11 protein-coding genes are annotated in these 11,343 nt (G+C 62.5%); 5 read left to right on the top strand and 6 right to left on the bottom strand.

Annotation, left to right across the window (positions count from 1 at the left end):
- Window positions 1-113: 113 nt before the first annotated feature.
- On the bottom strand, window positions 114-1,103 hold the full coding sequence (locus HX866_RS01015; protein ID WP_177093145.1) for a FecR family protein: 990 nt from the start codon (window positions 1,101-1,103) through the stop codon (window positions 114-116).
- Window positions 1,100-1,681, bottom strand: a complete 582-nt coding sequence (locus HX866_RS01010) for an RNA polymerase sigma factor (RefSeq protein WP_371318749.1) — start codon at window positions 1,679-1,681, stop codon at window positions 1,100-1,102. The genes HX866_RS01015 and HX866_RS01010 overlap by 4 nt, the downstream gene beginning before the upstream one ends.
- A gap of 465 nt (window positions 1,682-2,146) precedes the next feature.
- Between HX866_RS01010 and HX866_RS01005 the strand changes: the two genes are divergently transcribed.
- Both HX866_RS01005 and HX866_RS01000 read left to right on the top strand, forming a co-directional pair.
- Window positions 2,147-2,839: a hypothetical protein gene (locus HX866_RS01005; protein WP_177093146.1), complete on the top strand. Its 693-nt coding sequence runs from the start codon at window positions 2,147-2,149 to the stop codon at window positions 2,837-2,839.
- Between the two features lie 68 nt (window positions 2,840-2,907).
- On the top strand, window positions 2,908-3,825 hold the full coding sequence (locus HX866_RS01000) for an EamA family transporter (protein ID WP_177137762.1): 918 nt from the start codon (window positions 2,908-2,910) through the stop codon (window positions 3,823-3,825).
- Between the two features lie 69 nt (window positions 3,826-3,894).
- Here the strand turns inward: HX866_RS01000 and HX866_RS00995 are convergent, their stop codons facing one another.
- On the bottom strand, window positions 3,895-4,308 hold the full coding sequence (locus HX866_RS00995; RefSeq protein WP_177093148.1) for an HPF/RaiA family ribosome-associated protein: 414 nt from the start codon (window positions 4,306-4,308) through the stop codon (window positions 3,895-3,897).
- A gap of 298 nt (window positions 4,309-4,606) precedes the next feature.
- Window positions 4,607-5,806 carry a benzoate/H(+) symporter BenE family transporter gene (locus HX866_RS00990; RefSeq protein WP_177093149.1) on the bottom strand — a complete coding sequence of 400 codons (1,200 nt, stop codon included), beginning with the start codon at window positions 5,804-5,806 and terminating at the stop codon, window positions 4,607-4,609.
- A 156-nt stretch (window positions 5,807-5,962) separates the two neighbouring features.
- Between HX866_RS00990 and HX866_RS00985 the strand changes: the two genes are divergently transcribed.
- Both HX866_RS00985 and HX866_RS00980 read left to right on the top strand, forming a co-directional pair.
- On the top strand, window positions 5,963-7,351 hold the full coding sequence (locus HX866_RS00985) for an aminotransferase-like domain-containing protein (protein WP_177124641.1): 1,389 nt from the start codon (window positions 5,963-5,965) through the stop codon (window positions 7,349-7,351).
- 186 nt (window positions 7,352-7,537) lie between these two features.
- On the top strand, window positions 7,538-7,903 hold the full coding sequence (locus HX866_RS00980; protein ID WP_177093151.1) for a DUF3509 domain-containing protein: 366 nt from the start codon (window positions 7,538-7,540) through the stop codon (window positions 7,901-7,903).
- A gap of 7 nt (window positions 7,904-7,910) precedes the next feature.
- Here the strand turns inward: HX866_RS00980 and HX866_RS00975 are convergent, their stop codons facing one another.
- Window positions 7,911-9,110 carry a DUF1501 domain-containing protein gene (locus HX866_RS00975; RefSeq protein ID WP_177137761.1) on the bottom strand — a complete coding sequence of 400 codons (1,200 nt, stop codon included), beginning with the start codon at window positions 9,108-9,110 and terminating at the stop codon, window positions 7,911-7,913.
- A gap of 27 nt (window positions 9,111-9,137) precedes the next feature.
- Window positions 9,138-10,676, bottom strand: coding sequence for a DUF1800 domain-containing protein (locus HX866_RS00970; RefSeq protein WP_177137760.1), 1,539 nt, complete (start codon window positions 10,674-10,676; stop codon window positions 9,138-9,140).
- 266 nt (window positions 10,677-10,942) lie between these two features.
- Between HX866_RS00970 and HX866_RS00965 the strand changes: the two genes are divergently transcribed.
- Window positions 10,943-11,284 carry a YXWGXW repeat-containing protein gene (locus HX866_RS00965; RefSeq protein ID WP_177093154.1) on the top strand — a complete coding sequence of 114 codons (342 nt, stop codon included), beginning with the start codon at window positions 10,943-10,945 and terminating at the stop codon, window positions 11,282-11,284.
- The last annotated feature ends 59 nt before the right edge of the window (window positions 11,285-11,343 follow it).

Here is an 11,343-nt window from a genome sequence, read left to right as displayed (position 1 = left end):
GTACGACCCGTGCGTAGAGAAAACATTAATGCGAATGAATCGCACTTTCAACCACTACACGGATGGGCTTCGGGTTTACCTCACCTTTATTTTGAAAATATTTTCCGGGAGGGTCAGCGCAGGACGATGAGCCGACCCAGCAGGCTGTGCTGTTCAAAGCCCAGCACCCCTTGCAACGAGTCGAGCACCGCCCGTGGATCCTTGTTCGGAAAGCTGCCGCTGATCCGCCGCGCCGCCAGGCTGTCGTTGAACACCAGGATGCGTCCCGGGTAATAACGCCCCAGGTCCTCGACCACCTCGGCCAAGGTGACTTTCGAATAGTTCAGCCAACCCTGGCGCCAGGCCAACAGCTGGTCGCTGTCCACCGGATGCAGCGGCTGCGCTGAACCGTCGGCATAAGCCACCTGCTGGTTGGCGCCGAGAATCTGTTGCGGCGCCCCCGCGCTGGCACGCACCCCGACCCGCCCGGACAACACCGTCACCCGTGCGCCGCCCGGTTGCAGACGCACTTCAAACTGCGTCCCGAGCACCCGCGCCTCGCCGCCCTCGGCATCCACCACAAAAGGTTCGCCGGTATGGGTCACCTGGAAAAACGCCGAACCGCGCCGCAGCCGGACGTGCCGTTCGCCGCCACTGAAATCCACGGCAATGGCACTGTCGGTGTCCAACGTCACTTCGGACCGATCGGCCAGGGTCACCGTGCGCACCTGCCCCGGCACCGAGACATAGTCGGCGCCGAGGTCGTCGAGCCAGCGCCCGGGCTCGAACCCCAGGCCCATGGACACCGTCAGCAGCAGGCAGGCGGCCATGGCCAGGCCCGCCGACCAGCGCCAGCGCGACGCCGGTTGCGCTCGGTCCATGGCCGCGAGCAGAACCTGCAAGGCCGCGTCGTCTTCCCGGGCCAGGGTGCCCGCCGGCACCTCGCTCAACTCCCAGAGCACCTGGGCCTGGGCATAGGCTTCGACATGGGCCGGATCGGCTTGCAGCCAAAAGCTGAAACGCGCCTGGTCGCCCCGGCTCGGCTGATCGTGCAGCAGGCTGAGCCAGGCCAACGCGGCCTGTTCCTGGGCGGGTGTCACAACAATGCTGGAAGAATGGATCACGATGCTTTCCCTGGCAGACGCGTGGCTAAGGGCTCTCGAAGACTGGCCTTGCAGGCTTCAAGGGCACGCATCATGTGTTTTTCCACGGCACTTTGCGAGAGGCCCATGGCCTTGGCGATCTCGGCGTACTTGCGGCCATGGATGCGGTTGAGCAGGAAAATCTGCCGGGTGCGCTCCGGCAAACTGCGCAACGCCGCCTCGACATGACGTAGATCGTTACCCGCCTCCAGGGCCGCCTCGGGCTCGAGGCTCTGGTTGTCCTGCTGCTCGGGCAGCCAGCCTTCATTGACTCGCACGCGGGCACCCTCGCTGCGCAAATGGTCGATGGCGATGTTGCCGGCGCAGCGCAGCAGGTAGGTGCTCAACTCCTCCACCTGCACCAGGGGCCGCCGCCAGAAACGCAGGAACAGGTCCTGGACCAGGTCCGCCGCCGTCGCCCGACAACCGACCCGACGACTGACCAGCGCTTCCATCTGTGAACGCTGGGACAGGAACACTTGCAGGAAGTGCGCGCGTCCGGCGTGCTGCTCGTTGCCCTCGGCCTCCGGGTTCTCGGGGGGACGCATCGCCAGGTTCATCGCGGCGCACCCGCCACAGCCGGGCTTGCCAGGCGTGAAGTGACAGCCAGGCGATGGGCAACAGATAGACCGCCAACAGCGCTTTTCATGGTTGGACCCTGGAACCTGAGGAGTCGCCGGGCGCGTTGGAGAAGCGCGATCAGGAAAGCCGGCGTGAAGAGACGCCAATATTAATGATAAAAATTCTCATACGCAAAGACATCCGACGACTCGCAGTAGCACAAGGACATCAGCCACTGACTATCCGAACGGCTAGCCACGGAGAAAAACACTGGTGGATCAGCCGAAGGCTGGGCTAATTTCGCCCCATCGACGGTGCCGTGCCAGCACGGGCCATCGATCCGGCCCGGGCTTGCGTAGCGAATGGAAATCCCTGGGCCCGCCTTACCTGATCGCTCAATATACGGCCTCTTCAGCCAGGCAGTCGAGGGTAGCGCCGTCCGCAAAAAACAGCAGGGAGCTTCCATGAAAAACGCTCAGTTCAATCTCACCCGGCACATTGCCGAATATCACTACGACTATGTCACGGTCCTGGACGATATCGTCCCGCCGCCGCTGTGCGACACCCTGAAAGAACGGGTCGAACACACCATCGCCCAAGGCCGGATCAAGCTGGTCGACCACCAGGGACTCGGCACCGACGAGGTTTCCGACGCTGGCGGGCAATACCTGCACTACATCTTTCAGGGCCAGGATGTGCGCGATCACTTGCCGGAGCTGACGGCGATCTATCATTCGCTGTTGCCGCTGATCAGCCTGATCACCAGTCAGGACGTGATTGTCTCGCCCCACAACCGCTCCGACATCAATATCAAGGTCTACCCCGAAGGCGGCGGAACACTGGGTGAGCATTACGACACCAATGCGATCACCGTGCTGCTGTTCCTCACCAGCAACCGTGAAGCGCCCCTGCGCATGCAGATTCCCCGCGCCCATCCGAGCAAACCGCAACCCTGGATCGAACACCGGCAAATCCATGCCAGGGCCGGCTCGCTGCTGGTCATGAAGGGCCGGGAAATCCTCCATGACTGCGAGCCGACGGTCACGGAAAGGAAGATCACCGTGGTCCTGAACTACTACACCCGGGATGACGTATGGCGGCCGGAGAAATTCGACGCGTTCGTCTATGACGGTGTCGACCCCGAGATCGCCGCCTGACCCGCCCACGCGTCCCTGGCGCCGGCCGGGGACTCTGCAAGCCTGAACCCAAAGGACGTCGAAACCCTATGAAATTTCAACCGCTGGACCTGGCCCTGGGGCTATTGGTCACGATTATCTGGGGCAGCAACTTCTCGGTCATCGAACTGGGCCTTGAGCAGTTGGACCCGTTTCTACTCTCCGCCCTGCGCTTTACCTGCTGCGCCTTGCCCCTGGTGTTTTTCATGAAACGACCGGCAGGCGTCAGCCTCAGCGCCATCGCCGGGTATGGCCTGCTGTTCGGGGTCGGGCTCTGGTGGGTGGTGAACTACGCCATGCACCTGGGACTGACCCCGGGCCTGGCCTCGCTGATCCTGCAGTTCAGCGCCTTCTTCACGATTTTCCTCAGCGCCTGGTTGTTCAAGGAAAAAATCGCCGGCCCGCAGATCGCCGGGGTGGTCCTGGCCAGCGTCGGGCTGCTGTCGATCATTCACTTCACCGAAGGCGACGCGGTACTCGCCGGCACCGCGCTGGTGCTGCTGGCCGCCTTGAGCTGGAGTGCGTGCAACCTGATCGTCAAGCAGACACGCCCCGGCGATATGGTTGCCTTTATCGTCTGGTCCAGCCTGTTCGCCGCCCCGCCGCTGTTTTTCATGACCTGGCTGGCCAAGGGCACGGCACCGTTTTATCAGTTGGGCAGCAACCTGACGCCTTCGGCGATCTTTTCGGTGCTGTTCCAGGCCTATGTCACCACCCTGTTCGGCTACCGGGTGTGGAACAACCTGATGAAGAAATACCCCTCGGCAATGGTTGCGCCGCTGTCGTTGATGGTGCCGATTTCCGGCGTCACCACCGCGTGGCTGATGTTCGACGAAAGCATCGGCCCCTATAAGCTGGCCTCGATTATGCTGATCCTGCTGGGCATTGCGGTGTTCATCAACGCCGCGCCGATTTCCCACTGGCTGCGGGCAAGGGCCGCGCGCCAGGCCGGCGAGCCCCTGAACTGACGCGGTGTTGAAGGGAGCCAAACGAAAACGGGCCTGCAAATGCAGGCCCGTCATGGTCAGTGTTGAAGATCAGCCGTTAGCGGCCAGCCGTACACGTTCTTTCTCTTCGAACTCCTCTTCCAGCAGTGCGTCTCCCAGGTCGCGGCGCTCGCCCTTGATGGCGGTCGCGCGTTTGGCTTGCAGTTTGCCGAACAGATGCTCCAGTGCATGTTCCAGTTTGGTGGCCGCGCCATCGATCGCCTGTTCCAGCGTATCGGCTTTATGGGTGACCGAAATCGGTTGATGGCCTTTTGGCCGCGCTTCCATCTGGCAGCGCATATCGTGGGGACCAGGTTTGTCGCCGTTCTCGTCCGCCAGGTGAACCTCGACCCGTGTCAGGTCTTCTTCATAACGTTCGAGCGCGTTCTCTACGCTCGTCCGGACCCACTCCTCCAGTCGAATGCTGCTTTGAATATGGTTATCACTATTGACTTGGATTTGCATAGTTCTTCCCTTATTTCAGCGAGCTTGCAAGAGGCTCGTCGGCAACGCCTGGAGGCGTGCTGAACATGACCTCTTGATGACAGAGTTGGGCAGTTGGAAAAACAATTCAACCCCTTTGAAAAGATAAATAATTATCCGACGAAATAGCCGGACAAGCCGGCAAAGCGCTGTTAATGTCGGGAGTTCGGTCGAGTCGCTTTCCTGTCATTTCCTGCAACAACCTCCCTGAAAAAACCTTGCAACGCCCTCGGCAAACACGCCTTGAAGTGCCAGGCCTCCTTGCCCGGCATTCCATCCATCAAGCGTCGCTCAGCCCCGCCAGCACCTTGCGTTCACGGGTGTAGCTCAGTACGAAATGCGCCACCAGGCCAAAGATCAATCCCCAGAACGCCGCCGCCAGTCCCAGGAAACTCATGCCCGAAGCGGTCACCAGAAAAGTGATCAGCGCCGCTTCCCGTTGTTTCTCATCGGCCATGGCGCCAGTGAGCCCGGCACTGATCGCGCCGAACAGCGCCAGCCCGGCCAGGGACGCAATCAGTTCCTTGGGCAAGGCGCCGAACACCGAGGCCAGGGTCGCGCCGAAAGTGCCCATCAGGATGTAGAACACCCCGCAGGCGATACCGGCGATGTAGCGTTTGTCGCGATTTTCGTGAGCCTCGCGACCGGTGCAGATCGCCGCCGTGATCGCCGCCAGGTTGAGGCTGTGGGCACCGAAGGGCGCCAGCAACACCGCGCCGATGGCGGTCAGCGAAATCATCGGGCGGGAAGGATTGGTGTAGCCGGCCGTGCGTAATACGGCCATGCCGGGCACGTACTGACCGGTCAGGGTCACCAACGCCAAAGGCAGGCCGATGTTGATGATTGCGTGCCAGCTCCATTCGGGCGCAGTGAAGATCGGGTGGGCCACCGCCACGGTGATTGCCCCCTGGTTCAACTCACCCATCGCCCCGGCGAAGGCACAACCGACGATCAACACCGACAGAATCGCGTAGCGCGGCGAAAAGCGCTTGCACACCAGGTAGACGGCAATCATCGACAACACCAGTGCCGGTTGCAGCCGAATCGAAGTGAACAGCTCGGCACCGAAGCGAAACAGGATCCCCGCCAGCATCGCCGCGGCAATCGCCTTGGGCAGGCGGCTCATCAACTTGTCGAAGGCCCCCGACAAGCCGACGACCAGGATGATCACCGACGCCACCACATAGGCCCCGATCGCCTCGGCGAACGACACCGTCGGCAACATCGACACCAGCAGCGCCGCGCCGGGCGTCGACCAGGCGGTAATCACCGGGATCCGCAGGCGCCAGCTCAACAACAGGCCGGTAACGCCGCTGCCGATGGAGATCGCCCAGATCCACGACGACACCTGGTCGTTGGACAAATGGGCCTGGGACGCCGCCTGGAACACGATGATCAACGGGCCGGCATAGGAAATGACCACGGCGATAAAGCCGGCGATCACTGCGGATAACGAAAAGTCCTGTCTGAGGTTACTCATAAGCGTCGGCACCTGGGCGAGGGAGACATTGATTCGATTGAATCGATTTAAGCGCATATAACCGCAAAAATTGATTCGATTCAATAGAATCAATTTAGCTTTACAGACCCTGTGATAAGCTGCCACCCATTCTTTCAGGATCGGTAGCCATCAAGCATGTGGGTTCCTCGGCTCAGCGACTTCAACCAACCGGTGTATCTGTCCATCGCCGATGCATTGGCGCGGGATATCGCCAGCGGTGCGCTGAAGGTCGGCAGCCGCCTGCCCACATTGCGTGAGCTGGCCCAGGCGCTGGATGTCACGCCGGGCACCATCAGCCGGGCCTACAGCGAGGCCCAGCGGCGCAAGCTGGTGCAGGGCGAAGTCGGCCGCGGCACCTACGTGCTGGAACAGGGCGCGGCCCCCGCGACACGCCAACAAGCCCCGGCACTGCTGGCGCCGGGACCGACCGACCTGCTCGACCTGTCGATCATCAAGCCCCATGGCGAGCCTCTCGAACACGAGTTGCGCGATGCCCTGGTGAACATGGCCAACGATGCGGATTTTGCCCGCGCCCTGGACTACGCCCCTGATGGCGGCCACCCGGCCCACCGTGAGGCCGGCGCGCAGTGGTTGCGCCAGTCGGTGCCCGATGCGCAATGGCAACAGGTGGTGATCACCGCCGGTGCGCAACATGGGTTGATGGTCGCCATGAGCGCCTTGAGCAACAGCGGCGACCTGGTGCTCTGCGAAGCGCTCTGCTACCCCGGCATCATCTCCCTGGCCCATGGCCTGGAGCGGCGGCTCGGCGGCGTGGAAATGGACGATGAAGGGATCATTCCCGAAGCCCTGCGCGAGCGCTGCCTGCGGGAAAGACCGGCATTGCTGATCTGTGTCGCCACCTGCCAGAACCCGACCACGGCGATCATGTCCGCCGCGCGCCGGGCGCAGATCGCGGCGATTGCCGAAGAGTTCGATTTCATCATTATCGACGATGATATCTACGGTTTCCTCGCCAGCGACCCGTCGATCAAGCCGCTGTCCAGCTATGCACCGGACCGCTCGGTGTACCTGACCAGCCTGTCGAAAACGGTGATGCCGGCCCTGCGCATCGGTTACCTGTACAGCCCGCCGAAGCTGCTGTCGCGCCTGACCTCCATGGTCCGCAGCAGCATCTGGATGCCGTCGCCGCTGACCGCGCAACTGGCAAGCATGATGCTCAGCGAAGGGCTGGATACCCGCCTGGTCGCCGTGCAGCGCAGCGAAGCGGCCGCGCGCCAAGCCATCGCCGCGGAAATCTTTCACGGCTTTCAAATCGCCACCCAGCCCCACAGCTACCACCTGTGGCTGACCTTGCCCGAGCCCTGGAACGGCGATGAATTCACCCTGCTGGCGCGGGCCAACGGTGTGCTGGTGCTCAGCGGCACACAGTTCCAGGCCGAGCGCCTGGGACATACCCGCAGCGTGCGGGTCGTGCTGATGTCACCCACCAGCCGGGACGAACTACGCTTCGCCCTGACCAAGCTGGCCAGCCTGATCGATGCCGACCCACGGCGTTTCTACTGAACGGTCGTTTACTCGGCACAAGCCTTGCACCTGCAGACTCGTCGATACAGCACCCATGCCGTATCGATGCAGTTGTGCCCCGACATGAGGTCAGGGCACCTGACCTGCCGCCGGTCCGGAACCTACGAACCAATCCGGTCAGCGAGCAGTCAATGAATGCAGGTTTCGATCAGAGTGGTGACACACATGGATAACCCCTTTCAGTTGATCAACGAGGCTTTCCAGCCCGAATACCGGGTCAACCTCAGCCTCCAGGGACTGGACGGCGACGTCATGCTGACCCTGTCCAACGCCGACGGCGTGGTGGCCAAGCGGATGATCAGCGCCGAGCAGCGCAATGATCCGCGGCGCCTGAAACGCCTGATCCAGAGCGTGCAATTCGGCATCGCCATCGAGCAGGGGCACAGCGCGATGGATATTCTCGCCGCCATGACCGACAGCGACAGTGTCAAGCTGGCGACCCTTCCCGCTCCCACGTGGAGTGGTTCCGGTCACCGCGTCGGGCGCCCGGCCATCGTCACCGGACGGGTACTGACGCTACCGATTCGTTAAGTAGCGGCTACACCAACTGCAACCCATTGGGGCGTGCGCCGGGGAAAACGCCCTGAAGTTGCGCAGCGGACAAACCCCAGGTACGCCCCAGTACGCCGCCCAGCAAATCACGGTAATTGTTGAGCACCGGGTAGTCGCGGTTCTGCAACAGACTGCCCGGTGCCACCGCCACCTGCTCGCCGGCAATACGCCCACCGTGGACGCTGCCGCCCAGCACCCAATACACCGTGCCATGGCCATGATCGGTGCCGCGATTGCCATTCTCGCGGAAGGTGCGGCCAAATTCCGAGACCACCACCACGGTGGTGTCTTTCCATTGATCGCCCATGGCATCGGCAAACGCCGCGAGGCCCTGTCCCAGATTCGCCAGGTTGTTGGACAACTGGCCCTGGGCGCCGCCCTGGTTGACGTGGGTGTCCCAGCCACCGACATCGACGAAACCCAACCGATACTGATCGCGCATCAAGGTAGCGATGCGCCGGGTTTCCGCGGCAAAGTTCTGCGCGGTCTGCGCGCCGCGCCCGGCCTTGGCCATTTCGTCCTGCAGGTCCTTCGACACTTGCTGGCGCAATTGCAGGCCGTCAGACACTGGCGCGGCCAGCGTCGTACCTTTGTACATCGAGGCGAGGATCGAGGACTGGCGTTCGTCGAACACCGGTTTCGACACCCCGCGCAACGACAGGTTGGGAATATCCCGACCGCCCTGGAAACTCAGGGGCAAGGCGTCGGTAAAGGCAATCGGCGCACTGCCGGGCGTGGCGCCGGCCAGGCGGGCGAGAAAGCCCGAACCATAGTGCCCGTGCTGATCGCCGGCCAGGCCGGCCTCGATATTGTCCTGGGTCTCGAAATGGCTGCGCGACAGATCGTCGGTGCCGGCAAAGGGCACGAAGGCGATCTGCTTGCGTTGCCAGAGTGGGTAGAGCGAGTCGCGCAATACCGGGTTGAGGCCCCAATGACCGTCGAGGGCGATGGCGCTGTTGGGGTTGTGCGGATCGGGCCGGGCAATCGCCAGGGTCGGCCGCGACTCGTAGTAGAAATCGCTGGTATAGGGCACCAGGAGGTTGTTGCAGTCGTAGCCGCCGCGCAGGAAGACCATGAGAAAGCGCGGCGCCGACGCGGGGGCGGCAAACAGCTTGCCGGAGAACGACAAGGTCGGCAGGGTCGCGGCAGCCACCGCTGAAGCGACCAGAAAGTCTCGACGATTCATCACAACACCTTTCTGAAGAGCACGACGTTAGCGGTTATTGAAATCAGGCGACGACAGCAGGAAGGTGTTCCATTCCTGCGGCGAGGTGGCCTGGTTCAGCGCGGCGGTGGTAGCAGCCGACAGGTGCGGGCCGATGGCCTCGTAGTACAGCGGCGTGGTGATCATGGGAAAACCGCCCTGGGCCCTGTCACTGCCCTCCGGGGTGAACAGTTTGTTGTAGCCCGAACCGATGGATCGGGCGATTTCGAAACGCTTCGACATCTGCCCCGAACTGGCCCAACCGGCGGCGTCCAGCGGCCAACCGTCCGGGGTCTGCCGGCCGAAGACCGGCTCACCTAGCTGATTGAGCCAGTTGAGCATCGGCCGTGGATTGGCGATGGGCTTGCCGTCATAGGCCAGGCGCACCGCCGAGACCACGAACTGGGTCGGGTCCTTGAATTTTTTCCCGGCGCTTTGCAGCAACTCCGGCGACTCGAAGAGCGTGCGCAGTACCTGGGCGATGTCGCCATCGCTGCGCTGGAAGGTCACGCTCATGCGGTCCACCAGGGACTGGGGCGGCTGGTCGGCGACAAAGTACTGCGCCAGTTTGCGTGAGATAAATTGCGCGCAGGCTTTCTGCCGGGTGATCAGGTTGACCGCCCGGGTGATTTCATCGAAACCAGTGCCCGGGATCGACTCGCCCAACAGCACCTTGTCGGAGAAATCATGGCGCTTGGGGTTGAACTGGAACATCCCGTCATTCACCACCAACGGCGCGACCCGCGGCCCGAACTTCTGCACCCGGCCATCCAGCGGCCGCACCCCGGCGCCGGTGAGAATCAGCGCCAGTTGCTGGACATCCTGCTGGGTGTAGCCGGAACCGACGCCCAGGGTGTGCAGCTCCATCAGTTCGCGGGCGTAGTTTTCATTGACCTTACCCTTGGCATTCTGGGCATTGTCGAGAAACTCCAGCATGGCCGGGCTCTTCAGGGTCGCCAGAACCAGGTCCTTGAACTTGCCCAAGGCATGTGGGCGGATGACCTGCTCTTCGTAGTCCGCCGCCATCAGGCGGACCGCGCCCTTGCCGGCAAACACGCTGAAATGATTGAGCCAGAAGCCGACCATCTGCTCCTTGAGCTGGTTGCTGCCATAGACCGCCCGCAGCAGGGTGATTTGCCGGGCCTGGTCGGCGGCGTCATTGAGGCTTTGTTGCTGGGACTTTTTCGCCTCGGCCTTGGCGTCACCGTCCGGCATCGACTGGAGCTGCTCCTGGTTCTGCTTGAAGGCCAGCAAGGTGGCCTGCAGCGGTTGCGCGAGGATCGGGAAGGCCCGTAATTGCGCATCGATGCCCGGCGGCAACGGGTCACGAATGCGCTCGCTCAGTTGCGCCTCCAGCAGGCCGGAACGGCCCATGGCGCGAAAGCGCGCGACGTTGGCCGCATCCAGGTCGTAACCGTCGCGCCGCAGCCAGGCCGAGTCGGCGGGACTCAGCGGCACGGCAGGCGCCGCCACGGCAAGGGCGGGAAGGCCCGCCGCCAGACACACCGACAACCCCAGAAAACGAAGAACAGCAACCGGTACTGGCATATCAAGAGGCTTCCAAAGGTGAGAGCGACAGCAATCCTTTCATCCCCAGTGTCTGTCGAACTGGCTGTACCAATGCTGACAATTGCGCATTCAGTTCTATCCTGCCCAAGGCTTGTGACAAGCGGCTCTTGCCGTGAAAAAGACTGTATCGGGTTCAGGATCCGGACAGATACATACTGTTACAACAAGCGTAGCCGGTCAGAAAATACGGCACCGATCCGTTCGCCAGGCATGCGCCGTGGGGCGGACCATTCCGAGGAGGCAACATGTTTTTACGTTACGCAGCACTTGCAGCGGTAGTCGTGGCGGCTTCCGGTTGCGTACAGGAGCGAGTGGTTCACGATCGCCAGGTGGTGGTCGAACGACCCGCGCCGCAATACGTGGAAGTGGTGGCGCCGCAGCCGCCACCGCAGGAAGTCATCGAAGTCGAGCCAGCCTATCGCCCCGGTTTCATCTGGACGCGCGGCTACTGGCATTGGGACGGGCGGCGCTATGTGGCGATGCACGGTCATTGGGAACCGGTGCGCCCAGGTTATCGCTATGTGCACCCGCACTGGGAACGGCATAACGATGGCTGGCATCTGCGTGCCGGTGCCTGGATCAACTGATACAGACGGAGCCTGCTTGCGAGGGGCGTCAACGATAACGCGGGAGATCTGATACCCGT

It is taken from the genome of Pseudomonas gingeri, assembly GCF_013386165.1.
Taxonomy (GTDB): domain Bacteria; phylum Pseudomonadota; class Gammaproteobacteria; order Pseudomonadales; family Pseudomonadaceae; genus Aquipseudomonas; species Aquipseudomonas gingeri_C.
Note: the sequence above shows the minus strand (reverse complement) of the source record. Positions and strands in the feature narration are given on the sequence as shown.

What these genes read in the sequence shown, in the direction of transcription:
- HX866_RS00985 (WP_177124641.1), top strand. Translation starts at nt 5,963, where the DNA reads ATGTGGGTTCCTCGGCTCAGCGACTTCAACCAACCGGTGTATCTGTCC.
- HX866_RS01005 (WP_177093146.1), top strand. Translation starts at nt 2,147, where the DNA reads ATGAAAAACGCTCAGTTCAATCTCACCCGGCACATTGCCGAATATCAC.
- HX866_RS01000 (WP_177137762.1), top strand. Translation starts at nt 2,908, where the DNA reads ATGAAATTTCAACCGCTGGACCTGGCCCTGGGGCTATTGGTCACGATT.
- HX866_RS00995 (WP_177093148.1), bottom strand. Translation starts at nt 4,308, where the DNA reads ATGCAAATCCAAGTCAATAGTGATAACCATATTCAAAGCAGCATTCGA.
- HX866_RS00965 (WP_177093154.1), top strand. Translation starts at nt 10,943, where the DNA reads ATGTTTTTACGTTACGCAGCACTTGCAGCGGTAGTCGTGGCGGCTTCC.
- HX866_RS00980 (WP_177093151.1), top strand. Translation starts at nt 7,538, where the DNA reads ATGGATAACCCCTTTCAGTTGATCAACGAGGCTTTCCAGCCCGAATAC.
- HX866_RS00990 (WP_177093149.1), bottom strand. Translation starts at nt 5,806, where the DNA reads ATGAGTAACCTCAGACAGGACTTTTCGTTATCCGCAGTGATCGCCGGC.
- HX866_RS00975 (WP_177137761.1), bottom strand. Translation starts at nt 9,110, where the DNA reads ATGAATCGTCGAGACTTTCTGGTCGCTTCAGCGGTGGCTGCCGCGACC.
- HX866_RS00970 (WP_177137760.1), bottom strand. Translation starts at nt 10,676, where the DNA reads ATGCCAGTACCGGTTGCTGTTCTTCGTTTTCTGGGGTTGTCGGTGTGT.
- HX866_RS01010 (WP_371318749.1), bottom strand. Translation starts at nt 1,681, where the DNA reads ATGAACCTGGCGATGCGTCCCCCCGAGAACCCGGAGGCCGAGGGCAAC.